Genomic DNA, 21,254 nt, shown 5'->3' with positions numbered 1-21,254 from the left:
CTGTGTATGAGCTCTCTCTTGTTGCAAATGTCACCGATCGCGCTGGTGATCGCGCTGATCCTGATCGTCCGCCGGCCGCCGGTTCAAGCCGCGCTGGCAGGCGTGGTGCTGGTGCTGGTGCTGTGGGCACTGGGCGCTGCCGGACCGGTGTCGGCGGCGATCAGCTCGGCGATTTTTCAGGACACCGCGATCCTGTTTCTCAGCACCGCGTGCGTGATCGTGCCGGGGCTGGCCTTCGTCATCCTGGTCGAACGCGGTGGCGCGCCGCAAGCCATTGGCGCCTGGGTCAAGGAGCTGGGCTGGACACCGCCGGCGCAAGTCATCTTCATCGTGCTGGGCCTGGCGCCGCTGCTTGAAGCGATGACCGGTTTCGGCGTCTCGCTGATCGCCACTGTGCCATTGTTGATGGGCCTGTTCACGCGTCAGTCGGGGATGAAAATCGCGCTGGCCGGCATGGTCATCATGCCGTGGGGCACCTTGGGCCTGGCCACGGTGATCGGCGCGCTGCTGGCGCACCTGCCGGCAGAAACCCTCGGCAGCCATTCGGCGCTGATCAGTGCGCCGGTGTTCCTCTGCCTCGCCGCGATTGCCATGTGGCAGGGCGGCATCCGTTCGGTTTCACCGTGGATCGGACTGGTCGTGGTAACGGCGCTGTTCGTTGCGGTGCTGTTCTCCATCAACCTGTGGATCGGCCCGGAAGTGTCCGGCGTGCTGGCGGGTCTTGCCGTGGCCTGCGTAGGTCTGGGCATTTCCTACGCGCAACGGAAAAAACTGGTGCGCTGGCCGAATGCGGCGTGGCCTTACCTCGCTCTGCTGGGGGTGATCGTGGCATCGCGTGGCTTGTTTGTTCTGTCAGGCTGGGATGCGCTGTGGATCGTCAAAGGCGAGCACGTTTCGTGGAAGCCATTGGCATCCCCGGGGCTGGCGCTGCTGATCGTCACCCTGCTGATGGCGATCAAACAAAGCGCTGCAACGGGGTTCCCGTGGCGCGCACTGTTCAACCGGGCGAAGTTTCCGGTCACGACGATTTTCCTGTTTCTGCTGCTGTCCCAGGTGATGGTCAACGCCGGATTTCTGGTTGAAGCACAGCGCACGCTGCAATCGTTGTCGGGGATTTCCCTGGCGCCGACCATCGCGTTGCTGGCGGGTATCGCCGGTTATGTCACCGGCTCCAATGTCGGCGGCAACACCCTCGTGATGCCGTCCATTGCCGCACTGAGCAGTGAACACGGGGCGTGGCTGGCGGCGATGGTCAATAGTGCCGCCGGACACGGGGCGCTGGGGTCGCTGTCGATTCTGTCGCTGATCATCGGGCTGGCGGGCGCCAACCGGCAGGAAGAAAACAACCTGATTCGATTCGCCTTCGGACTGGTTGCCCTCAACATCGTCATAGTTGCTGCAACGGGAATCGTTTTGCTCTACTTTCTCTGAATTGTTTCGAGACATAACAGAGAACTTATGGACAGGTTTGATTTACCGGACAAGCGCTGGCGGATAGTCAAGGACTGGATTATTCGTCAGATCGAAAGTGGAGAGTGGGCAGCCTCGGCAAAACTGCCCTCGATCCGCACCCTGGCGAGAATGTTTGAAACCAGCATCACCACCGTGCAGCGCGCGCTGGCAGATCTGGAGGCCGATGCTTATGTCTCGACCAAACCCCGCATCGGCTATTTCGTTTCGGCCTCGGGACAGGCAAAACCCGCCAGCGGTTTCGATTTCTCCAGTGTCACCGTCAACGTCAATCATGCGGTGGTGGCGATGCTCTCCGAGGCGGCTTCGCGCACCACCGCATCGTTGAACTCCGCCGTCCTGCACAGCGATCTCACACCCAATGTGCTGCTCAACAAATGCCTTTCGGTGCTGGCCGGCAAGGCTGACAACTCGCTGACCGGTCTGGTCGCCCCGCCGGGTTTGCCGGCACTGCGACGACGCATCGCCGGGCTGATGCTGACGCGCGGCGTGGTCTGCGGGCCGGACGATATTCTGGTGACCTCGGGCGACACGATAGCCCTCGAACTGGCTCTGGAAGCCGTTGCATCGCGAGGCGCTACGGTCGCCATCGAAACCCCGACCTATTACGGCATCCTGCAGACCATCGAACGCCTGGGCATGCGTGCCTTGCCGATCCGTACGCACGGCAAACTGGGCCTCGACGTCGATCACCTCGAAGAAGCGTTGAAGCTGAAAAAAGTCTCGGTGATCTTTCTCAACCCAACCCTGCAAAATCCCCGTGGTTTCGTCATGCCCGATGAAACCCGTGCCCGACTCTCACAGATGGCCCGTGAAGCGGACGTGCCGATTATCGAGGACGACATCTTCTTCGATCTGGTGCCGGAAACCGAACGCCCGCGCGCCATCAAGAGCTACGACACCACCGGGCAGACGATTTATTGCTCGTCATTCTCCAAGACCATCGCTCCCGGCTATCGCGTCGGCTGGTGTCTGGCCGGCAAGTACCGCAACGCAATTCTGGCGCAAATGTTTTCGCGCAATCTGGCGGTGTCCAGCCTTGCGCAAAATGTCCTCAACGAATTCATCGGGCGCGGTTACATGGATGAGCACTGCGCCAGACTCAGGTCGCAACTGTCATCGCTGGCAAGTTTTGTCGAGGGGCTGGTGCGCACGGACTTCCCTGTGGGAACCGTTTATGTGCCACCGCGTGGCGGATTCATTCACTGGATCGAAATGCCCGCGCACACAGATATGCCGACCCTGCAAGCGTTGGCCACCGAGCGTGGATGCCATGTGGCCGGCAGCGAAATTTTCTTCGCCGACGGGCAGGCGACTACGGGTGTGCGCATCTGCTTGGGTACAGCGCTGACCCCAGGCGTGATCGAGATCCTGAAAGTGATTGCCGAGTGCGCGCACCTCGCCGGGCGACCGTCGCCTGTGCCACAGACACTGATTGAGCGACAGGAAGAACCGGCGGCTTCCTGACCGCGAAAGGATGTTCGCAGAGCCAACTCATGAACCAGAAAAGAACCCGCATCCCCCTGCCCCATCCGCCGCCGTATCGCCAGAGCCGCCTGTCGATGTGCCTGACGATTCTGTTCAGCGTGCTTCTGGTATGTCTCGGCGGGATGCTCTGCTACCTGATATTCGATGGGTTGGTACAGGGCTCCATCACCATGATCACCCGTGGCGGCCCGGCCAGAACCTATACCCTCGCCGCCCAACCGCGCCTGTATTGGTTCCAGATTGTCTGGCATGGATGCTTCGCTCTGCTGTTACTGGCCGCAGGGCCGGGATGGTACTGGGTCAATCGTATATCCCGGCCTGCAACCCAGCCAAAGCGCAAAACCAAAACCCGCTAGCTGTTGTCGTTCCAGTGGAACACCAGATTGCGTGCAGCACCGCCGCCAACATCCGTAACATCCTGTCGTGGCTCGCCTTTGCGCGTGGCCACGACGGTGTATTTGCCGGGAGGCAATTGCACGTACACCAGTGGGCCCGTCTGATTCAGCGTCAGCACGGTTTGCCCCGTCTTTTGAATCGTCACATCGACGTCGGCGGTGTACTCGTCTTGCGCGCCGACCGCAAACGTCATGTGCAGGTTGTAACCGCTGGATTGCTGAATGGCTTTCGCCTCATCCTCTCCGATCCCGCCGGCCAGATATCGGGTGCCGTTTTGCTGTTGTTGCTGCACTTGCACACCTGCACTGTTGATCGGCTCAAGACTGGCTGCCTGCAGCATCACCGGAAACAACAGGGCGGCGACTGCGGCGACGGACAGTACAAATGAAAAAACGCGTTTCATGATGGCGACTCCCGGGCTCTCGTGGAGCCCAACCGTTACCTTTCATTGGATCGGCTGCAGACAGGTCGCGTTTTAGAATGATTTGAACTTGGGTCGTGTACGAAACGGACTACAGACCGAAGCCACCGAAAGCACCCTTTCCCAGCAACGTCCTGCAACACCGATCCCGTCTTCCTGCTGACTTCACAGGCTCGCCTGACATCCTTGGCCAGCGACTGTTGGCAATCTTGTGTTCCTGTTCCCAATGATGCGGAAGACCGATGAGCCAGCTAAAACCTGCTGACATGCAAGACCCGAAAATCGATTCATTGCTGGGGGAGCTTGGCGAACTGATTCGCCAGGCACGGCAAAAAGTTTCAATGCTCAAAGGCAACGAGCAACTGTTCGCCAGCAGTTACAAGACGATTCTGCCGAGTGAAGAAGAGCTGCGCGCAGAGCTCAATCGCGAACAGGCCTTGATCGAAGAACGCATGCTCACTCAATCCACTGAATAAAACCTGCGGATTGTTCCCGGGCGGCGCGCAGACTATCGTTGGCAGCTTACCCGCCAAGGTCGAGCGCCATGAGCTGTCTGGACACGTCCGCAATGCAGGACACGCAGTCAAAGTCGCTGAATTTGGATGTAACGCAAGGTGAGCCTTTCAAGGAAGCGGCTGCCGACGGGTTTGTGCTTGGCGGTTTTACCTGGTGCCACACATCACTCGACGCCCTACGTCCGGTGGTGATCATCAACGCCGCCACGTCCGTGCGCTGTCGGCATTACTCGCGCTTCGCGGCTTATCTGTTCGCCAACGGCTTCGATGTCATCACCTACGACTACCGCGGCATCGGCGAATCGCGACAGGCTTCGATCAAAGGCTTGAATGCCTCGTGGACGGATTGGGGCGCGCTGGATTTCGAAGCGATGCTCAAGCGCGCGCAACGGGAGTTTCCTGGCCAGCCGATTGATGTGGTCGGGCACAGCTTTGGCGGGTGTGCAGCGGGGCTGGCTGAGTCCGGGCGAGTTATCCGACGGTTGGTCACCGTCGGCGCACAGTTCGCCTACTGGCGAGATTACGCCCCCGCACAGCGCTGGCGCATGTTTGGCAAATGGCATCTGCTCATGCCGTTGATGACGCTGTTCTGCGGCTACTTCCCCGGAAAACGCCTCGGCTGGCTGGAGGACACACCGACGGGTGTTGTGCGCGACTGGAGCACGCCTGCCGCGCGTTTCGAAGGACGACCAAGCGGCCGCGCATTGATGGAAAAGACCGGCGCCCTGCCCTTCGTCAACGTCAGCGCGCAAACCCTGGCGATCAGCATCAGCGACGATCCGTACGGCACGATCCCGGCCATCGAACGCCTGCTCGGCTACTTCAGCAACGCGGCAAAAACCCACCTGCGCATCGAACCGCAGGACATCGGCGAACAACAAGTCGGACATTTCGCCTTTTTTCGCAGCGCATACCAAGCCACACTATGGCCCATCGCTCTGACCTGGCTGCAAACCGGCGCACTGGCCCCCGACACACCCGGGCAGCAAGTGCCGCGCAGCTGAGCCCTCTCAACGCACGACGGAACACATCATGGCCTCCGCCAACAAGCAGCAAAAACGCGCCACCCGGGCCAAAGCCAAGGCCAAGCAGAACCGCACCAAACGCGCTGAAGCGCCGGTCGAGCTGGACCCGAACGATGACCGCATCGACTTCGAATCGGTGGATCTGACCGAGCTGTTCAAGAAAATGATCGACGCCGAGAAGATCAGCCAGCAAGCTCTGTGCACTGCGTTCCTCGAAGACCCGCTGCTGGAGCTGGTTTACGAGCAGGAAGGCGAAGAAGGCGCTATGGATTTCATCCTCGCCGCGCTGATCGAGTATCGCCAGTGGTCGCAGGAAACTGACGAGGCAGGCGCCTTGGCATGGATCGAATCACCGGCCTTCCAGGCCGACTATGTGGCGGCGTCCGACGCGATCGCCGCAAACACCCAACAGAAGAACTGAGTTCCCATGGCATCCCTGAACAAGCAACAGAAACGCGCCAAACGCGCCAAGGCCAAAGCCAAACAAATCCGTATGGTCGGCCGCAAGCCGCTGGAACAGGACGACGACCTCGACCACCTCGCCGAGCCGGTGCCGGAATACGTCCTGGCGATGTTCAGCAAAATGCGCGACGCCGAAGCCATCAGCCGCAACGAAATGCTCCTGACGCTGCTGCGCGAACTGGCGTTCGTCATCGTTGACCATCCAGAGCTGCTGGACATGGAAAACGCCGACAACGAAGGCATGGCCGCCACTCACCTGGCCGCCGACATGCTGATCGACTACCGCATGTGGGCCGAAGGCGTAACGATCGAAGAAGCCCAGGCCTGGCTGAGCGAGCCACAGTTCATCACCGATTTCGGGGTTGCGCTGGATGCTTATGGCAAGTCGGTGGAAGATACCGAACCCAAAGCCGAGTAATTTTTTGCGCCTCACGTCCACGCACGATCAGGAAAAGGAAGTCAGATGAAGACAACAGACTCGTGCAAGGGTGAGCAAATTCCGAAGGCAGAAGACACAGCAGCCATCTTCGAAAGCGAACCTGTTAAATCTCTCAAGCAAACAACTTGGGATGAATGGTTCGACGGAGAGAAATGCAGCCCAGACTTCATGCTCTCGCGAGAGCAAAGCTGATCCGGATCTGAAGCGCAGATATTTCGCCACCGGTAGCACAAACAAAAACGGCCGCTCGTCATCACTGACAGCGGCCGTTCTGCATTACGCGCTACGGATCAGTTCAACACCGGCGCGCCACGTTTTTCCAGCTTGCGACGGCGTGCAACCAGCAGACCGGCAGCCACCACCATCAAACTCAGCAAACCAGTCGCGAGGATTTCCACGCGATGCGCTTCCTGGAACAACATGATGGTCAGGGCCGCGACGATGAAGATGATCACCGCGTAGGTCAGGCCCGGGAACAGCCACATGCTGAATTCGATTTTCTCGCCGCGCGCCACGCGTTGTTTGCGCATACGCAGTTGCGAGAAGGCGATTACCAGGTACACCAGCAGGGCGATGGCGCCGGAGCTGGCCAGGAGGAACTCGAACACGGCGGCTGGGGCTACGTAGTTGGCGAAAGTGCAGAGGAACGCTGCGCCAGTCGACAACATCACTGCCCAGTAAGGCGTGCCGCTTTTGTTGGTGCGGGTCGACATGGCCGGGGCATCGCCACGCTTGCCAAGGGAGAAGAGCATGCGCGACGACGTGTAGAGCGCCGAGTTCAGGCAGCTGGTCACTGCGACCAGAACGACGATGTCGACGATCATTTTCGCGTTAGGAATGCCCATGCGTTCAAGCACGGTCTGGTAGGAACCGAGGTTGGCCAGCGTAGGATCGTTCCAAGGCACCAGGGCCACAACGATGAAGATCGATACCAGATAGAACAGGCCAATCCGCCAGATCACCGAGTTGGTAGCCTTGGAGATCTGCTTGCCCGGGTTCTTCGATTCCGCGGCCGCGATGGTCACGATCTCGGTACCCATGAAGGAGAACATGGTCGTCAGAATTGCACCCAGTACCGCGCCCATGCCGTTTGGCAGGAAGCCGCCGCTGTCGAACAGGTGCGACACACCGCTGACCTGGCTGTTCGGCAGGTAGCCGAAGATCGCTGCGAGACCGAGGCCGATGAAGCCGATGATCGCCAGCACTTTGATCAGGGCAAACCAGAATTCGAATTCACCGTAGTTCTTCACGCTGAACAGGTTGGTGACTGTCAGCAGCATGGTGATGATCAGCGCGAAAGCCCAGATGCCTACACCGGGGAACCACGCGTGCAGGATGGTCGCGGCGGCGTTGGCTTCCAGCGGAATCACCAATACCCAGAACCACCAGTACAACCAGCCGATGGTGAAACCGGCCCAGTGCCCAATGGCACGGTCGGCGTAAGTCGAGAACGAACCGGTGTCCGGCGAGGCAACAGCCATTTCGCCGAGCATGCGCATCACCAACACCACCAGAGTACCGGCGGCGGCATAAGCCAGCAGTACGGCAGGCCCAGCGGCAGCGATGGCGTGGCCGGAGCCAACGAACAGACCGGCGCCGATCACACCGGCGATCGACAACATGGTCACATGACGCGGTTTGAGCCCCTGTTCGAGGCCATTGGAGCTTGGGGTACTGCTCATCGAAACTACCTTTGCGAGGAAAGCGATTGCGTCCGGCCCGTCTGGCATTTCTTTCTCGTAAAAAGAATCCAACGGGGCGTTCCTTATTCTGCACGCAATAAATGCGCCAAAATGTTTCAAAGTCTTCTGGAGCGCGGCTTTGCGCGCGACCGGGCGGTCCTCGCAAGTCTTTGAGATTAATGGCAATTCGCCAGAGCGTTACCCTGCGACTCACTTTCAAGACGAATCCGCGCACCAGAAACACACTGAAAAAGTGTGGGATGCACAATAAAAGGGCGATTCCTGTACGTTCGGCCGGATAGCGCTTCCAACACCCCGCCAAAGCTGGCAACATCGCGCCTTTTTTTACGCGACACCCACGGGTTTGCACGATCAAACACCCGTTCGGTTGTTGATGGGGCGACAGTCTGCTGTGCCGATGCGACAACCTGCCACACGCCACCCGCTAACCGCTCGCAGCGCTGTTGGCTGCCATTGAAACGCTATGCTAGCTTGGCCGCCTCGCCAGGACGGCCATCCAACAGCTGGAGCGCAACATATATGAGGAACGCACATGGCTGAGGCCACGCCCGCGCTTGAAATCCGCAACTTGCACAAACGCTACGGGAAGCTTGAGGTGCTCAAAGGCATCTCGCTGACCGCCCGCGACGGCGATGTGATCTCGATCCTCGGTTCCTCCGGTTCCGGCAAGTCCACGTTCCTGCGTTGCATCAACCTGCTGGAAAACCCGCACCAGGGCCAGATTCTGGTGGCCGGTGAAGAACTCAAGCTCAAGCCCGCCAAGAATGGCGAACTGGTTGCCGCCGACGGCAAACAGATCAATCGCATGCGCTCCGAGATTGGTTTTGTGTTTCAAAACTTTAATCTGTGGCCGCACATGAGCATCCTCGACAACATCATCGAGGCACCGCGTCGCGTACTCGGTCAGAGCAAAGCCGAGGCCATCGAAGTCGCCGAGGCGCTGCTGGCCAAGGTCGGCATCGCTGACAAGCGCCACGCGTACCCGGCGCAATTGTCCGGTGGTCAGCAACAGCGCGCGGCGATTGCCCGCACGCTGGCGATGCAACCGAAGGTGATTCTGTTCGACGAGCCCACCTCCGCGCTTGACCCGGAAATGGTTCAGGAAGTACTTAGTGTCATCCGCGCACTGGCCGAAGAAGGCCGCACCATGCTGCTCGTGACCCACGAAATGGGTTTCGCCCGTCAGGTCTCCAGCGAAGTGGTGTTCCTTCATCAGGGCCTTATAGAAGAGCAAGGATCGCCTCAGCAGGTGTTCGAGAACCCGCTTTCGGCGCGCTGCAAACAATTCATGTCCAGCAACCGCTAACGGAGCAACATGCATGCAGAATTTTAAAAAGGTCTTCCTGGCCGCCGCCGTCACCCTCGCGTTCAGCGCCGGTGCCATGGCCGAGACCCTGAAGATGGGCATCGAAGCGGCTTACCCGCCGTTCAACAACAAAGACGCCAGCGGCAACGTGGTCGGCTTTGACAAAGACATCGGCGACGCCCTCTGCGCGAAGATGAAAGTCGAGTGCACCGTGGTCACATCCGACTGGGACGGCATCATTCCGGCCCTGAACGCGAAGAAATTCGACTTCCTGATCTCCTCGCTGTCGATCACCGACGAGCGCAAAGGCGCGGTGGACTTCACCGACCCGTACTACTCGAACAAGCTGCAATTCATCGCACCGAAGAATGTCGACTTCAAAACCGACAAGGACTCGCTCAAGGGCAAGACCATCGGTACTCAGCGTGCGACCCTGGCCGGTACCTGGCTGGAAGACACCTACGCCGATGACATCAAAGTCAGCCTCTACGACACCCAGGAAAACGCCTACCTCGACCTGACTTCCGGTCGTGTCGACGCGATCCTCGCCGACAAGTACGCCAACTATGACTGGCTGAAAAGCGACGCCGGCAAGAACTACGAGTTCAAAGGCGACCCGGTTGTAGAAAGCGACAAGATCGGCATCGCTGTGCGTAAAGGCGACCCACTGCGTGAGAAGCTGAACGCCGCCCTGAAGGAAATCGTCGCTGACGGTACCTACAAGAAGATCAACGACAAGTACTTCCCGTTCAGCATCTACTGATCCTGACCTGTGGGACTGGCGCCGTGATTGAGCGGCGCCGGCTCCCGACTTTGCCTGCCGCAATTTGAACAGAACTCCATGATTATCGACCTCTACGGATTCGGCCCGGCCCTCGCTGCCGGCGCGCTGATGACCGTCCAACTGGCCCTCACGGCCCTGTGCCTGGGATTGGTGCTCGGTCTGCTCGGCGCCTTGGCCAAGACTTCCCCGTACAAGCCGCTGCAATGGCTTGGCGGCACTTATTCCACATTGGTGCGCGGCGTCCCGGAATTGCTCTGGGTGCTGTTGATCTACTTCGGTACGGTCAACCTGATGCGCGCCCTCGGTGAGTTCTTCGGCAACCCCGACCTGCAACTCAACGCCTTTGCTGCCGGTGTGATTGCACTGGGCCTGTGCTTCGGCGCCTACGCCACGGAAGTGTTCCGTGGTGCTATCCTCGCCATTCCCAAAGGCCACCGTGAGGCCGGTCAGGCCCTGGGCCTGTCGAAATGGCGGATCTTCACCCGGCTGATCATGCCGCAGATGTGGCGCATCGCCCTGCCCGGCCTGGGCAATCTGTTCATGATCTTGATGAAGGACACCGCACTGGTCTCGGTCATCGGCCTTGAAGAAATCATGCGTCACGCGCAAATCGGCGTGACCGTGTCGAAACAACCGTTCACCTTCTATATGGTCGCCGCGATCATGTACCTGGGCCTGACCGTGCTGGCGATGACCGGCATGCACTTCCTGGAAAAACGCGCCGCTCGCGGCTTTGCGAGGAGCGCTTAAATGAACTGGGAAGTCATCATCAAGTGGCTGCCGAAACTGGCGCAGGGCGCGACCCTGACCCTCGAATTGGTCGCCATCGCCGTGATTGCCGGTCTGCTAGTGGCAATTCCGCTGGGCATCGCCCGCTCGTCGAAGCTGTGGTACGTGCGCTCGCTGCCTTACGCCTACATCTTCTTTTTCCGTGGCACGCCGTTGCTGGTTCAACTGTTCCTGGTTTATTACGGCCTGGCGCAGTTCGACGCGGTGCGTGAAAGCGCGTTGTGGCCGTACCTGCGCGATCCGTTCTGGTGCGCCACCGTAACCATGACCCTGCACACGGCGGCGTACATCGCCGAAATTCTGCGCGGGGCGATTCAGGCGATTCCGCCGGGCGAGATCGAAGCGGCGCGGGCCTTGGGCATGTCCAAGCCGAAAGCGATGTTCTACATCATCCTCCCGCGTGCCGCGCGCATCGGCCTGCCGGCCTACAGCAACGAAGTGATCCTGATGCTCAAGGCCAGTGCGCTGGCCAGTACCGTGACCTTGCTGGAACTGACCGGCATGGCGCGCACGATCATTGCGCGCACCTATCTGCCGGTGGAAATCTTCTTCGCGGCGGGCGTGTTCTATCTGCTGATGGCTTACGTGCTGGTACGCGGCTTCAAGCTGCTGGAGCGCTGGCTGCGCGTCGATGCCTGCCAAGGGCGCTGACATTTCCCACGTGCTAACGGGCGAGGACTTACTCGCCCGCTTCACGGCGCTGAATGCTTTTTTGATTGAACATCAGGCGCTGTGGAAACCTCGACCCTTCACTCACCTTTCGCTCGATTGGGAAGCGTCCTACCCGGAATTGTCCCTGTGGCTGCGCGGGCGTTCGCTGGAAGACGCGGAAAACGCTCACAACCAACCCGCTGATCTTGTCGATGCACCGGAGCCGTTTGCTTCATTGGCGGCGTTGTCGGCTGAGCTGAGCGCGGTGGGTGAGTTGCCGGGGCATGCGCTGGAAGCTGCGGGGCATCGGTTGAATGTCGATGTACCGGGGCGCAAGTGGCAGCAGATCGAGGCGTTTGCCAGTCGCTTATCCTTTGCCTCGCAGCCGACACATTGGCTGGATTGGTGTTCGGGCAAGGGGCATTTAGGGCGGCGCTTGTTGGGCTCGGGGCAGCAACTGACTTGCGTTGAATATGATCCCTTGTTGGTAGCGAGCGGTCAGGCGTTGAGTCAGCGTCATCATCTGCACGCACTGCATGTAGAACAGGACGTGCTGGCGGCGGATGCCTCAGCCGTCTTGAGCGCTGCTCACACGCCCGTCGCCCTGCATGCTTGTGGCGACTTGCACATGCGCTTGATGCAACTGGCCAGCGCCGCCGATTGCCAGCAAATGGCGATCGCACCCTGCTGCTACAACCGCATCAGTCGCAGCGAGTATCAGCCACTGTCCTGCGCCGCATCGGCATCGCTCCTACAACTGTCGCTGGAAGATCTGGCACTGCCGATGAGTGAAACCGTCACCGCTGGTGCACGGGTCCGACGACAGCGCGACACCTCGATGGCCCGCCGCCTGGCCTTCGACCTGCTGCAACGGCAAATGCGCGGCGTCGACGAATACCTGCCAACGCCCTCCCTGCCCAGCGCCTGGCTTGAAAAACCGTTCGCCGATTACTGTCGCGATCTGGCTGCGCTCAAAGAGTTATCCACAATCGGTGAGCCAGATTGGCCCGCACTCGAAGCAGCCGGTTGGCAACGATTGGCCGAAGTTCGCAATCTGGAATTGCTCCGAGGATTGTTCCGACGACCATTGGAGCTTTGGCTGAACCTGGATCGGGCACTTTTCCTCGAAAAACAGGGCTACGCCGTCCGTCTCGGCATTTTTTGCGACACCTCGCTCACACCGCGTAATTTACTGCTACTGGCCGAACGCGCTTAAAACGCCGCAGCCTGTGGATAACTCTGTTGATGGTTTTCCCATGGATCGAATATCGGCGCCTGTTTCGCTGCCCTAACAGCGCTGGTCATTTTTTGTTCATATAAATAAAAAACCTGTAAAACAGGGATTTGCGAACAAAATGAGAACACGTCCACAAAATCTGGCCTAAGTGCGCTTTTGGCCCAGCCAGTTGTGCATAAGCTGCCAATGAAAACGACATAAACCGCCAAGTCACGACGAATTTTTTCAAGAAAAACGCAGCCTCCACCCTCCTGCGCCAAACCGTTCAGGCTCCTGTTTTCAAGGGCCGGACCGCAGGAACAGCGCCTTCGTCGAACCTGATCGAGCACTCGCGTAAAAATAGTCTGAATTCAGGGGTTTACAGGATCTTCCCAATCGCTATAATCGTCGCCCACAACGCCGGTATAGCTCAGTTGGTAGAGCAACTGACTTGTAATCAGTAGGTCCCGGGTTCGACTCCTGGTGCCGGCACCATACAAAACAAAGCCCCTGCAGAAATGCAGGGGCTTTGTTGTTTCTAGGTTTTAAAAAGACTTCACGTCAAATCGTGAAAACGTCCACAAAGTGTCCACACCTGAAAATTGTCACTCCCGCGAATGTCATCACTCATGCGGAGTGGGATTGCTTGAGTCGGTCAATGCATGCCCAATCTGTAGTGCCATTTCGAGCAAATCGGCATGAGATGGGTCAAACCACGTTTTGATGTGAGACTGTGGTCTGACCTATTTTCCCCACCCTATTTTGCTCGTGTCGCTACGGCTTAGGTTGGCGAAAGCGCTTTGAGAAACCTCGGTCTTCCTTTGCTCTTCAGTGGCCGCCGAGAGCGGCACCCGCGTTACGCGTGCGGCCTTTCCAGCCTTCATCTGACGTACAGAATTCAGCAAGTCCGTCTGAAATCGCTTTAGTTCATCTGCCATGCCTTTCTTCGCCTTCAGCTACTTTCTCCAACACTCGCTTGCTGAACTTATGCAGCTTGAACAGAAAGCGAAATCCGCCTTCCAAGTTGCTGCAACGCACGCTCAACATTCTCGATTTTGGAGTGATGCAGGAAATCTACCAGGCGGTCGACCTGGGGCCGTTGTACGCCGAGACGACGTGCCAACTCGGCCTTGCTTACACCTGACTCCAAAAGGGTATTCCACAGAGCAACCTTTGCTGCAGTCAGCGCAGGCAGACGCAATACAACGTCACTTGCCTGTTCTCCTGCCTGACCGGTCGGAATCAACCGGCGATCATCAACGTAAATCGACAGCGCTGTCTCGATTGCATCAATAGCGGTATCCAGCGCTTCCTTGAGAGTCTCGCCGACGGCGTGCATCTCTGGAATTTCTGCGCAGGTCAGCCAGACACTGCCCGGCTCTTCGTGAACTTCCAACGCATATTCGAACATCACGATTCCTCTCATCGGTACAGCTGGGCCTCAATCCTTGAGGCCCAGCTGCTTGATTATCGATTTTCTCAACCCTTCGCCCATTTCCTTGGCTCCATGGTCGGGAAACACGGTTGATTTGCCATTCAAGGAAACCTTGAAGTGACTGCCCTTGCCGGTTTGAAACTCAACGCCTTGGGCTTTCAACCATCGCCGAAACTCGCTGTACTTCATGTGCAACACTCGCCGTTTCGGTAGAGCGAATGTGCAACATATTTGCTGCACATGCAACATAAGTGTTGCACTACACAGAAATGCCAACGGCCACCACCTGGCCACGATTGCGCATTTGTCCTCCTCTAGTTACCGTCAAACCCGTCGCTGCCAATTCAGCGACCGGGCCTGAGAACCCGCGTAAGATACAGGCGCACCAGCGCCCCAAATCACGATTGCCGGCGCTTTTTTGTGCCCGCATCCACGTGTAATGGCGGCTGTGCGTGGGAGACCTTCGGGTCTGCCGGGTTCCTGTATCTCCGGTTTCTCAGCCTGCGCATAGCTGCCACCTTTTCGCCTGAGAACGAAAATCGCAGCTCTCATTTGATACAGGGAATTCACAAATGAAAGCCATTGATCCGTCAGCACACCGGTCACTTCACGCCCGTCCATCTCGAACGGGCGGTGAAGCGAAATGACCCATTCTCAAGATCTGAAAACCCTCGGCCTCACCCACTTTTCCTTTCAATCCAATCAAGCAATGTTCCGCACCAACCGTGGTGTACCGGTAATCGCCGCCCTTTCCCACGCCTCACACTTGCTTCATATTTCACGACTGCTCACTGCGGACACTTCAGTCTCTCGCGACCCTGACCTTCATGCTTATGCCTCGCAGTATCTGCAGGAGTTAAGCAAAGCGCTGATCGATGATGTCGTGAAAGTGATGGATGCGCCGCCGGACAAGCCGTTGATGTAAACACCGGTGTAAGGCCCTCGCTGATACGAGGGCTTTTTGCGTTTCAGACCTGACTGATTTCAAGCACAAACGAAATCTTCTGCTGAGTCGCACTCCACACATACCGCAAATGCTTGCCCTGTTTAGGAATCGATACCGCCGGCGGGCGAAACGCGGCGACACATTCATGGCCCGGCAGGCGAACGCTGTTGTAGAGCATTCCCCACGACTCGGTTTCGCGCAGTTGTCGGGCGAATAGCTGAGACGGCCCGTAAGCCTCAGGATCTGGATCATGCAGCTCTGGGTGATCGTGGCGAATGTCATGTAACGGTTTAACCACCCGATTGACGTAAGTCCGCATGGTCAACTCAAGATCCGCCTCATTGGTGGCGGCGAGAAAACGCTCCTGGTGATAACAGGTCTCGGCGATGGCGGCGGCTTGGCTGCTCGCGGCGTAATAAACGCCGAAGGTGCCGTCGCAGAAGCGACTGCGTTTGCCGATGTGGGTAAACGCAGCCATCACCGGGGTCGAGCCGGGGCCGGAGAGTCGATCTTCGGGTCGCACTCGGGCGAGTACGCCAGCCTGTTCGATGAGGCGATCATTGGTCAGTGCTTCAATCGCGTAGGCAATTTCCAGGTCTTCGGGATCGAGCACGTCTTCGAACAGCGCAATCGGCGGGAAGCTGCTGTTGACGATCCGGTAGGCTCGCGGCCATGCCACATCTACCAACTCTGGCACCTTCAACCGCGCACCCCATCGAGGTAACGGCGCACATCGGCGATGTCGATCACTCTCCCCGCCAGCATGTAATCCAACGCAGTTTGCCCGTTGAACGGCGCCGCTGTGTTCGGACTGCTGACCCACGTGTAGGCGCGTTCACGGCTGTTGCTGAAGATAATGCTCAGCGCCTTGTGAATACCCATCAGATAAGAGATGCGCTCAAGGGTATCGTTAGGCAGACGTACGTTCGGCAGGTGTTTGTATTTGTAGAACGTAGTGTTGCCGACGCCACCGAGCAAGGTGCGTTGCTGCTCGGCGCTGCAGCCCCAACGATCCATGAGGTTGAAGAAGAACTTCAGCGCAACACGCCCGGCTTCGGGAACGTCGAGTTGCTCACGCGGGGTAAGGGCTGGGGATGAGGTAGGCACGGCCGCCTCCATACTGAGTGACATACTTTCAAGCCTAGTACAAATACGAATATTTATTTTCTTTTAATCCGCTTGCGAACCGGCTCGTTCCCCAAACAAGAATGTTAAAAACACCGAAAATTGTTATTTTCCGTGCGTATTTTTTGACCCCAATCACCCCCACGTCACCAAAAAACCCGATCCTGTGTCAGCCTCCAGCCATCGGCGGGGACATCAATTCGCTACTAAACCCGCGACAACTATGCTCAGGTGCAGGAATATAGCCGGCATATGGCGCCGTATCGGCAGTCTCGTAAACAACAATACCCAGCCCACTTCAGAGGGCATTACCCATGGATAGCAGAACCTTACGCAACCTCATGCGCATCGTGCAGACCGGCTCGTTGTCGGCCGCAGCCGAGCATTCGTGCCTGACTGTGCAGGCGCTGGCCGCGCAGTTGAACAAGGTCGAAGAGCAGTTCGGTTTCCGCTTGTTTCGTCGTTCCAACAAAGGGCTGACGCTGACGCCGCAAGGCAGCGAGCTGACGCCGTATATGGACAAAGTGCTGATTGCCACGCGACAGATGGAAGAAAAGGTCGAGGCGCTGAAGGTGCCAGGCCAGCGTACGTTGAAGGTTGCGTTGAACAACACGTTGTCGACAGATTTCAACCGGCGAATGATCGGGCGCCTGATCGAGGTGTTTCCCGATTATCAGATGGAATTCAGTTATGCCGAGTCGATGGAAAACCTCAGCAAGCTGAAGAATGAGGACTTTGACCTTGCGGTGCTGATCGGCCCGCAACGGCCGGGGTTGCCGAGCATTGTTTTGCCGGAGGTGCAGGTGCAGGTCGTCGGCGCGCATTGCGGTCAGGAGAACGATCCTCTTACGTTGCTGGGCAACAAGTTTCAGGTGCGTCCTGCGGAAGATTGTCCGTATTCCCACAGCTTTTTGCGTTTTCTCGACGCTGGGTTGGGCAATCACGAGAACGGCCAGCGCATGGTCTACTCGTGCAGCGAAACCCTGACGCTGTCGTTGATCACGCAAATGGACGCCGTCGGCATGGTTTCTCGCGAGGCCGCGCAAAAGAACGGCCTGACGATTTTCCCAGGTTTCGAGGATTTCCTCGAAGTGCGCCTGGCGGTGAACAATCCGGAGTTGTCGAACCAGGCTTTGAGCGATGTCGTCGATCTGCCGCTACATGAACGAGCCGAGCGCAATGTACGCAGCCGTCCCAACCGCCACACTGAGAAAGAGGTTTTTGCTGAAATACGCACATAACAACGTCGGAATCGCGGCATAGAATTCCGGGCGATCGAGCTGTATGTGCTGATCCTTGATCAACAAGGGAGTCAGGCTGATCGCAGCGACGATCGCCACCGGCAAGTATTCCAGCGCCCGCGCAACGAACGGCGGCCAGTGCTCGGTATTCACTTGCAGTGGCAAGGCGCGTGGCAGGAAGGTCACGGCCATCATTAGCACGACCACCAGAATCAGGAACGTTTGGTCAGGCATACACCCACTCCGCAACCCACAAACGTGGCGATAAACACATTGAACGGCGAGCTGCCGATCAGGCTCAGTGCGCCCATGCAAACCACCGCTGCCGCCGCAGCAATCAGCTTGTTACGGGTGTTGCACAGCGACACCAGTACATAAAGCATCATCGCCGTCAGGGCATAGTCGAGCTGATATTTGATCAGGTGCGCGGCGTACTGCGCGCACACTGCGCCGAGCAAACCTCCCAAGACCCACGAGGTGTGGCAGAACAGGTTGAAGCCGATCAAATAGCGCACGTTGACCGGTGCGCCAGTGCCGAGTTTCACGCTGTGGAAAGCGAAGGATTCGTCGGTCAGGCCGCCGGCGTAGCACCAGCGCTCCATGCGACTGAGCCCCAGCGCGCGCAGGGCTTTGGCCATGTACACCGACATCAGCATGTGCCGTGCGTTGATCAGAAACGTGGTCAGCACAATGGTGGTCAACGACGCGCCACTGGAGATCAGCGCCAGCGCGGCGAATTGTGAAGCGCCAGCATAAACAAACAAACACATCGCCACCGGCAGCCACATCGGCAACCCGGCGTTGACGGCCATCAGCCCGAACACGAACGACACCGTGAAATATCCGGCGACCACCGGGCTGGCTTCGGCAAACGTGCGCGATGGCTGATGGGCAGCCATCAGCGGCGCACTGCCGGACGTTTCATTCATAGATCCCTCTCAAATGTCCGTTCGCCATGAGGCTCGCAAAAACCCTGGGCGGTCCAAAAACGCTTGCCCGCGAGGTTAGCATCGTCGACGAACAGAAACATCCGCAACACACCGACGCGCTTCATGTCGGATGACGCCGCTTCAACCAACCGTTGACCGACGCCCTGGCTGCGATAGCGTGGGCTGACCGCCAGATGGTTGATCGTGCCGCGACTGCCGAGCATACCGCCAAGCACCGCACCGACGATTTCGCCGGCGATGTCGAAGGCGAGATAGGCCGTGGTGGTTTTCTGGATCAACACGCCGCGCAGGCATTTGGCGTCCTGCCACTCGCAGAAGGACACTTCGTCGAACTGGCGGAAGAAGCGCTCCATGCGCTGCGCATCCTTTGCCGTGGCGCGTCGCAGCACCACTGGCGTCGAACACTCGACGCCATCGATTGGGGTGATCTGATTAGCGAACAATGTCGAAAGCGGTCCCGGGCCGCGAGAAAGAAATCGCCAGAATCTGCCGGTAAGCCATGGCATGGGTGTGCGTGTTGCGCGCAGGAGTCACGTAATGGCGCATGTCGCGGTCGAGAAAGTAGGTGGTGTCGAGAATCTCTTTATAAGTCGTCGCCGCCAATGGGTGCTCGTGGATGTCGTACAGACGACTCTCCGCGCCCTCGACATTGTTGCGGCCCCAGAAGTGCACGCCGCTGAACGGATAGCCGTCGCAGTGAATGCCTTCAGGGGTGATTTCCAGTTGCTTGCCGGGTTTGATCTCGATGCGGATCTGATGGATCTGGCACTGCCAGATTTCATCGTGGAGTTCTTCCGGCAGCACGCTTTTGTAAACTTCAAAGTCGGTGTCAATCAGGCTGCGCATCACCGGTGAAGTAATCACTTCATCGGAGAAGTCCTGAAAGTGCCGTACCAGGCCACCGACATACGCATTGTTCTCTTTCGACTGCACGTAGGCGCGATGCTCAAGTTGCTTGAGTTCGCGGGTCTTCGGGTTGTACTCAAAGTCGCTGTAACGACGGTAACGCATGCCGGCTTCGGCCTGACCGTAGTAGCTGTCAGGCTCCATGTTTTCCCAACTTTTGGTCAGTCTGACGAAGTCGGCAAAATGACCGTAGAGATTGAAGTCACCACCCTGGACGTTGACATATTTGTCGCGCCGTAGCGATTCGCCCACTTCTCTGTTCAAAACGATCATTACCAAATTCTCCGCTGCGTTGAGCGGCCTAATCTATTAGGTGGAGAATTTGCGTCCATGAGAAAGAATTTCAGGCATTTAAAGCCCTGTTTGAAACGGCGTTTGAAGCGACTTAAAAACAACTTTTAGATGACAAAAACACGGGTTTTTTCCGGTTTAAAGCAAAAAACCGTCGAAAAAAACCCCGAACCAGTCGGGGCTTTTTCACGTTTCTTAGACCGGATCGGGCATCAGAAGATGTTGATCGGGTAATCCACGAATACACGCACTTCATTGCCGCCAACGTTGTACTCGCTGGATTTCTGCGACACGCGCAGGATCGAGCTGCGCAGTTTCACGCTGAGGTCTTTGGCCGGACCACTTTGTACGACGTACTTGAACTGGTTGAAGATTTCGCGCTCGGTGCCACCGCTGCTGGTGGACGTGGTGATGTTGTCGCCACGCACGTAAGCGAAGTTGTAGCTCAGGCCCGGTACGCCGAATGCGCCGAAGTCCAGGCCGTAGCCCAGTTGCCAGCTGCGTTCGTCTTCAGCGTTGAAGTCCGACCAGTAGGAGTTGGCCAGGTAGATGGTATTGCCACCGTCGCCGACACGGTTTTGATCTTTCTGATAGCCGCCGTAGGCGTAGCCCAGGTTGCTGTCGCCGGTGGAACGCTGGTGTGCCACGGTGAACGAGTGCGGGCCAGTAGCGAAGGTGGCTGCCAGGCTCCAGATCTTGTTGTCGTCGCCGGTCACACCGTTTTCGCGGACATAGGAGTTGTCCAGCTTGGTGCGATAACCGTTGAAGTCCAGGGTCAGCGACTGATCCTTGTTGAACGGCAACACGTAGTTGGCGTTCACGTATTGCTTCTTCAATACGTCTTCGACGTCGGAAGCGTACAGCGCGCCCTTGAAGTGTTCAGTGAACTGGTAGCTACCGCCCAACACGTTGATCGACTTCAGACCACCGCTGTCGCGGCCTTCATCGCTCTTGCGCGATTCGGCGGTGAAACGGCCGGCGTTCAGTTCCAGGCCTTTGATCTCTTTGGAAGTGATCAGAGTACCGGTGTAGCTTTCCGGCAGCAGGCGGGAGTTATCGTAGTTCAGCACCGGCAGTGCCGGCATCTGGTCACCGTAGGTCAGCACGGTGTTGGAGAAGCGGAATTTTACCGCTGCGCCAGCCTTGGCCAGATCGTTGGCGGCATCGCCGTGCTCGCCTGCAACGTTGCCGTTGTCTTGCTTGAAGAAGTCGATACCACCCGCACCGCTGCGGCCTTTGCCGCCATCCAGACGCAGTGCGTACAGACCGAAAGCATCCACACCGACACCGATGGTGCCTTGGGTGAAGCCCGACGAGAACGTACCGATGGCCGCTTGGCCCCATTCGGCTTTGTCGTCGTTACCATCTTTGTAGTCACGATTGATGTAGGCATTGCGCAGCAGCACTTTGAGGCTGCTGTCTTCTTGAAAACCCTTGGATTCGGCCTGGTCGTTAGCCATGGCCTGTGTGGCGCTCAACATCCCCAGTGCGATCAGACTGATTCGCTTGTTCAACATTTTGTTTTCCTTATTACGGGTTGAAACGCGCTGTGTCGAACGGCTGAAACGGCGCTATTGCACTCTTTTTTCACCCCGAAACAAAAAGACCCGCCCACGACAAAGTCATGGCGGGCCTTCTTATTATTTTGAGTCATGGCGGTTAGCCACAGGCGTTGGGCCGAATCGTAGCCGCGCC

General features: G+C 58.0%; 26 protein-coding genes, 1 tRNA gene and 2 pseudogenes. 16 read left to right on the top strand and 13 right to left on the bottom strand.

Annotation, left to right across the window (positions count from 1 at the left end):
• The first annotated feature begins 6 nt into the window (after nt 1–6).
• Genes JFT91_RS07600 through JFT91_RS07590 form a run of 3 tightly spaced genes read left to right on the top strand, consistent with a single transcriptional unit; the run spans nt 7 to nt 3,314 of the window.
• Nucleotides 7–1,431 (top strand): L-lactate permease, encoded by a 1,425-nt coding sequence (locus JFT91_RS07600; protein WP_201231986.1) that lies wholly within the window; start codon nt 7–9, stop codon nt 1,429–1,431.
• A gap of 27 nt (nt 1,432–1,458) precedes the next feature.
• A complete protein-coding gene (locus JFT91_RS07595) occupies nt 1,459–2,937 on the top strand; it encodes an aminotransferase-like domain-containing protein (RefSeq protein ID WP_201231985.1) in 1,479 nt (492 codons plus the stop codon).
• 29 nt (nt 2,938–2,966) lie between these two features.
• Nucleotides 2,967–3,314: a hypothetical protein gene (locus tag JFT91_RS07590; protein WP_201231984.1), complete on the top strand. Its 348-nt coding sequence runs from the start codon at nt 2,967–2,969 to the stop codon at nt 3,312–3,314.
• On the opposite strand, the gene JFT91_RS07585 is transcribed toward JFT91_RS07590, so the two are convergent.
• Nucleotides 3,311–3,757, bottom strand: a complete 447-nt coding sequence (locus JFT91_RS07585; protein ID WP_201231983.1) for a carboxypeptidase regulatory-like domain-containing protein — start codon at nt 3,755–3,757, stop codon at nt 3,311–3,313. The genes JFT91_RS07590 and JFT91_RS07585 overlap by 4 nt on opposite strands.
• 350 nt (nt 3,758–4,107) lie before the next feature.
• On the opposite strand from JFT91_RS07585, the pseudogene JFT91_RS29490 reads away from it, so the two are divergent.
• The 5 genes and pseudogenes from JFT91_RS29490 to JFT91_RS07560 all read left to right on the top strand — a co-directional run.
• Nucleotides 4,108–4,251: pseudogene (locus JFT91_RS29490) on the top strand (PDDEXK nuclease domain-containing protein); the annotation flags it as partial.
• Nucleotides 4,252–4,343: 92 nt separating this feature from the next.
• Nucleotides 4,344–5,294, top strand: coding sequence for an alpha/beta hydrolase family protein (locus JFT91_RS07575; protein WP_242489244.1), 951 nt, complete (start codon nt 4,344–4,346; stop codon nt 5,292–5,294).
• Between the two features lie 28 nt (nt 5,295–5,322).
• Nucleotides 5,323–5,736, top strand: coding sequence for a hypothetical protein (locus JFT91_RS07570; protein WP_053116577.1), 414 nt, complete (start codon nt 5,323–5,325; stop codon nt 5,734–5,736).
• A 6-nt stretch (nt 5,737–5,742) separates the two neighbouring features.
• Nucleotides 5,743–6,195 carry a hypothetical protein gene (locus tag JFT91_RS07565; protein ID WP_201231980.1) on the top strand — a complete coding sequence of 151 codons (453 nt, stop codon included), beginning with the start codon at nt 5,743–5,745 and terminating at the stop codon, nt 6,193–6,195.
• Between the two features lie 45 nt (nt 6,196–6,240).
• Nucleotides 6,241–6,408: an AbrB/MazE/SpoVT family DNA-binding domain-containing protein gene (locus tag JFT91_RS07560; protein WP_201231979.1), complete on the top strand. Its 168-nt coding sequence runs from the start codon at nt 6,241–6,243 to the stop codon at nt 6,406–6,408.
• Nucleotides 6,409–6,506: 98 nt separating this feature from the next.
• Here JFT91_RS07560 and gabP read toward each other — a convergent pair whose 3' ends face one another.
• Complete coding sequence (gene gabP / locus JFT91_RS07555; RefSeq protein ID WP_201149399.1) at nt 6,507–7,898, bottom strand: GABA permease; 1,392 nt, start codon at nt 7,896–7,898, stop codon at nt 6,507–6,509.
• A 553-nt stretch (nt 7,899–8,451) separates the two neighbouring features.
• On the opposite strand from gabP, the gene JFT91_RS07550 reads away from it, so the two are divergent.
• The 5 genes from JFT91_RS07550 (at nt 8,452) to JFT91_RS07530 (ending at nt 12,665) form a co-directional block, all read left to right on the top strand.
• Entirely contained in the window at nt 8,452–9,225 is a 774-nt protein-coding gene (locus JFT91_RS07550; RefSeq protein ID WP_201149401.1) for an ABC transporter ATP-binding protein, read from the top strand.
• Nucleotides 9,226–9,238: 13 nt separating this feature from the next.
• Nucleotides 9,239–9,988, top strand: a complete 750-nt coding sequence (locus tag JFT91_RS07545) for an ABC transporter substrate-binding protein (protein ID WP_008080539.1) — start codon at nt 9,239–9,241, stop codon at nt 9,986–9,988.
• Nucleotides 9,989–10,066: 78 nt separating this feature from the next.
• On the top strand, nt 10,067–10,759 hold the full coding sequence (locus tag JFT91_RS07540; protein WP_007909165.1) for an ABC transporter permease: 693 nt from the start codon (nt 10,067–10,069) through the stop codon (nt 10,757–10,759).
• Complete coding sequence (locus JFT91_RS07535; RefSeq protein ID WP_201231978.1) at nt 10,760–11,449, top strand: ABC transporter permease; 690 nt, start codon at nt 10,760–10,762, stop codon at nt 11,447–11,449. It begins immediately after the preceding gene.
• Nucleotides 11,430–12,665 (top strand): methyltransferase, encoded by a 1,236-nt coding sequence (locus JFT91_RS07530; RefSeq protein WP_201231977.1) that lies wholly within the window; start codon nt 11,430–11,432, stop codon nt 12,663–12,665. Before JFT91_RS07535 ends, JFT91_RS07530 begins: the two co-directional genes overlap by 20 nt.
• Here JFT91_RS07530 and JFT91_RS07525 read toward each other — a convergent pair.
• Nucleotides 12,662–12,946, bottom strand: a complete 285-nt coding sequence (locus JFT91_RS07525) for a hypothetical protein (protein ID WP_201231976.1) — start codon at nt 12,944–12,946, stop codon at nt 12,662–12,664. The genes JFT91_RS07530 and JFT91_RS07525 overlap by 4 nt on opposite strands.
• 138 nt (nt 12,947–13,084) lie before the next feature.
• Here JFT91_RS07525 and JFT91_RS07520 point away from each other — a divergent pair.
• A tRNA-Thr gene (locus JFT91_RS07520) sits at nt 13,085–13,160 on the top strand.
• Between the two features lie 287 nt (nt 13,161–13,447).
• Here the strand turns inward: JFT91_RS07520 and JFT91_RS29485 are convergent.
• The 3 genes and pseudogenes from JFT91_RS29485 to JFT91_RS07510 all read right to left on the bottom strand — a co-directional run.
• Nucleotides 13,448–13,603, bottom strand: a pseudogene (locus JFT91_RS29485) (helix-turn-helix domain-containing protein); the annotation flags it as partial.
• A 47-nt stretch (nt 13,604–13,650) separates the two neighbouring features.
• A complete protein-coding gene (locus JFT91_RS07515) occupies nt 13,651–14,076 on the bottom strand; it encodes a type II toxin-antitoxin system HicB family antitoxin (protein ID WP_201231975.1) in 426 nt (141 codons plus the stop codon).
• Between the two features lie 30 nt (nt 14,077–14,106).
• Entirely contained in the window at nt 14,107–14,289 is a 183-nt protein-coding gene (locus tag JFT91_RS07510; protein ID WP_041071532.1) for a type II toxin-antitoxin system HicA family toxin, read from the bottom strand.
• Nucleotides 14,290–14,743: 454 nt separating this feature from the next.
• Between JFT91_RS07510 and JFT91_RS07505 the strand changes: the two genes are divergently transcribed.
• Entirely contained in the window at nt 14,744–15,025 is a 282-nt protein-coding gene (locus JFT91_RS07505; protein WP_122594001.1) for a DUF3077 domain-containing protein, read from the top strand.
• A 43-nt stretch (nt 15,026–15,068) separates the two neighbouring features.
• On the opposite strand, the gene JFT91_RS07500 is transcribed toward JFT91_RS07505, so the two are convergent.
• Both JFT91_RS07500 and JFT91_RS07495 read right to left on the bottom strand, forming a co-directional pair.
• Complete coding sequence (locus JFT91_RS07500; protein ID WP_242489243.1) at nt 15,069–15,734, bottom strand: RES family NAD+ phosphorylase; 666 nt, start codon at nt 15,732–15,734, stop codon at nt 15,069–15,071.
• 11 nt (nt 15,735–15,745) lie between these two features.
• Nucleotides 15,746–16,153, bottom strand: a complete 408-nt coding sequence (locus JFT91_RS07495) for an antitoxin Xre-like helix-turn-helix domain-containing protein (RefSeq protein WP_201231973.1) — start codon at nt 16,151–16,153, stop codon at nt 15,746–15,748.
• Nucleotides 16,154–16,485: 332 nt separating this feature from the next.
• Between JFT91_RS07495 and JFT91_RS07490 the strand changes: the two genes are divergently transcribed.
• A complete protein-coding gene (locus JFT91_RS07490) occupies nt 16,486–17,412 on the top strand; it encodes a LysR family transcriptional regulator (RefSeq protein WP_201229924.1) in 927 nt (308 codons plus the stop codon).
• Here JFT91_RS07490 and JFT91_RS07485 read toward each other — a convergent pair.
• From JFT91_RS07485 to JFT91_RS07465, 5 genes are all read right to left on the bottom strand, one after another.
• A complete protein-coding gene (locus tag JFT91_RS07485) occupies nt 17,329–17,646 on the bottom strand; it encodes a branched-chain amino acid transport AzlD family protein (RefSeq protein WP_115076201.1) in 318 nt (105 codons plus the stop codon). The two genes, JFT91_RS07490 and JFT91_RS07485, sit on opposite strands and share 84 nt — an antisense overlap.
• Entirely contained in the window at nt 17,625–18,341 is a 717-nt protein-coding gene (locus JFT91_RS07480) for an AzlC family ABC transporter permease (RefSeq protein ID WP_201229922.1), read from the bottom strand. The genes JFT91_RS07485 and JFT91_RS07480 overlap by 22 nt, the downstream gene beginning before the upstream one ends.
• Entirely contained in the window at nt 18,338–18,715 is a 378-nt protein-coding gene (locus JFT91_RS07475) for a GNAT family N-acetyltransferase (protein ID WP_007909123.1), read from the bottom strand. The genes JFT91_RS07480 and JFT91_RS07475 overlap by 4 nt, the downstream gene beginning before the upstream one ends.
• Nucleotides 18,716–18,794: 79 nt before the next feature.
• A complete protein-coding gene (locus JFT91_RS07470) occupies nt 18,795–19,541 on the bottom strand; it encodes a 2OG-Fe dioxygenase family protein (protein ID WP_201229920.1) in 747 nt (248 codons plus the stop codon).
• Nucleotides 19,542–19,771: 230 nt separating this feature from the next.
• Nucleotides 19,772–21,076, bottom strand: a complete 1,305-nt coding sequence (locus JFT91_RS07465) for an OprD family porin (RefSeq protein ID WP_201147337.1) — start codon at nt 21,074–21,076, stop codon at nt 19,772–19,774.
• Nucleotides 21,077–21,254: the final 178 nt, after the last annotated feature.

Origin of the sequence: Pseudomonas sp. TH08 (assembly GCF_016651275.1) — a bacterium.
GTDB lineage: Bacteria > Pseudomonadota > Gammaproteobacteria > Pseudomonadales > Pseudomonadaceae > Aquipseudomonas.
The sequence above is the reverse complement of the archived record's forward strand: the minus strand, read 5'-3'. Positions and strand labels throughout refer to the sequence as shown.

Excerpts from the sequence above, each read along its gene's own strand:
- JFT91_RS07475 (WP_007909123.1), bottom strand. The coding sequence starts at position 18,715 with ATGGAGCGCTTCTTCCGCCAGTTCGACGAAGTGTCCTTCTGCGAGTGG.
- JFT91_RS07565 (WP_201231980.1), top strand. The coding sequence starts at position 5,743 with ATGGCATCCCTGAACAAGCAACAGAAACGCGCCAAACGCGCCAAGGCC.
- JFT91_RS07585 (WP_201231983.1), bottom strand. The coding sequence starts at position 3,757 with ATGAAACGCGTTTTTTCATTTGTACTGTCCGTCGCCGCAGTCGCCGCC.
- JFT91_RS07540 (WP_007909165.1), top strand. The coding sequence starts at position 10,067 with ATGATTATCGACCTCTACGGATTCGGCCCGGCCCTCGCTGCCGGCGCG.
- JFT91_RS07485 (WP_115076201.1), bottom strand. The coding sequence starts at position 17,646 with ATGCCTGACCAAACGTTCCTGATTCTGGTGGTCGTGCTAATGATGGCC.
- JFT91_RS07575 (WP_242489244.1), top strand. The coding sequence starts at position 4,344 with ATGCAGGACACGCAGTCAAAGTCGCTGAATTTGGATGTAACGCAAGGT.
- JFT91_RS07515 (WP_201231975.1), bottom strand. The coding sequence starts at position 14,076 with ATGTTCGAATATGCGTTGGAAGTTCACGAAGAGCCGGGCAGTGTCTGG.
- gabP (WP_201149399.1), bottom strand. The coding sequence starts at position 7,898 with ATGAGCAGTACCCCAAGCTCCAATGGCCTCGAACAGGGGCTCAAACCG.
- JFT91_RS07470 (WP_201229920.1), bottom strand. The coding sequence starts at position 19,541 with ATGATCGTTTTGAACAGAGAAGTGGGCGAATCGCTACGGCGCGACAAA.
- JFT91_RS07560 (WP_201231979.1), top strand. The coding sequence starts at position 6,241 with ATGAAGACAACAGACTCGTGCAAGGGTGAGCAAATTCCGAAGGCAGAA.
- JFT91_RS07595 (WP_201231985.1), top strand. The coding sequence starts at position 1,459 with ATGGACAGGTTTGATTTACCGGACAAGCGCTGGCGGATAGTCAAGGAC.
- JFT91_RS07530 (WP_201231977.1), top strand. The coding sequence starts at position 11,430 with ATGCCTGCCAAGGGCGCTGACATTTCCCACGTGCTAACGGGCGAGGAC.
- JFT91_RS07465 (WP_201147337.1), bottom strand. The coding sequence starts at position 21,076 with ATGTTGAACAAGCGAATCAGTCTGATCGCACTGGGGATGTTGAGCGCC.
- JFT91_RS07570 (WP_053116577.1), top strand. The coding sequence starts at position 5,323 with ATGGCCTCCGCCAACAAGCAGCAAAAACGCGCCACCCGGGCCAAAGCC.
- JFT91_RS07535 (WP_201231978.1), top strand. The coding sequence starts at position 10,760 with ATGAACTGGGAAGTCATCATCAAGTGGCTGCCGAAACTGGCGCAGGGC.
- JFT91_RS07545 (WP_008080539.1), top strand. The coding sequence starts at position 9,239 with ATGCAGAATTTTAAAAAGGTCTTCCTGGCCGCCGCCGTCACCCTCGCG.
- JFT91_RS07550 (WP_201149401.1), top strand. The coding sequence starts at position 8,452 with ATGGCTGAGGCCACGCCCGCGCTTGAAATCCGCAACTTGCACAAACGC.
- JFT91_RS07590 (WP_201231984.1), top strand. The coding sequence starts at position 2,967 with ATGAACCAGAAAAGAACCCGCATCCCCCTGCCCCATCCGCCGCCGTAT.
- JFT91_RS07600 (WP_201231986.1), top strand. The coding sequence starts at position 7 with ATGAGCTCTCTCTTGTTGCAAATGTCACCGATCGCGCTGGTGATCGCG.
- JFT91_RS07490 (WP_201229924.1), top strand. The coding sequence starts at position 16,486 with ATGGATAGCAGAACCTTACGCAACCTCATGCGCATCGTGCAGACCGGC.
- JFT91_RS07510 (WP_041071532.1), bottom strand. The coding sequence starts at position 14,289 with ATGAAGTACAGCGAGTTTCGGCGATGGTTGAAAGCCCAAGGCGTTGAG.
- JFT91_RS07505 (WP_122594001.1), top strand. The coding sequence starts at position 14,744 with ATGACCCATTCTCAAGATCTGAAAACCCTCGGCCTCACCCACTTTTCC.
- JFT91_RS07480 (WP_201229922.1), bottom strand. The coding sequence starts at position 18,341 with ATGAATGAAACGTCCGGCAGTGCGCCGCTGATGGCTGCCCATCAGCCA.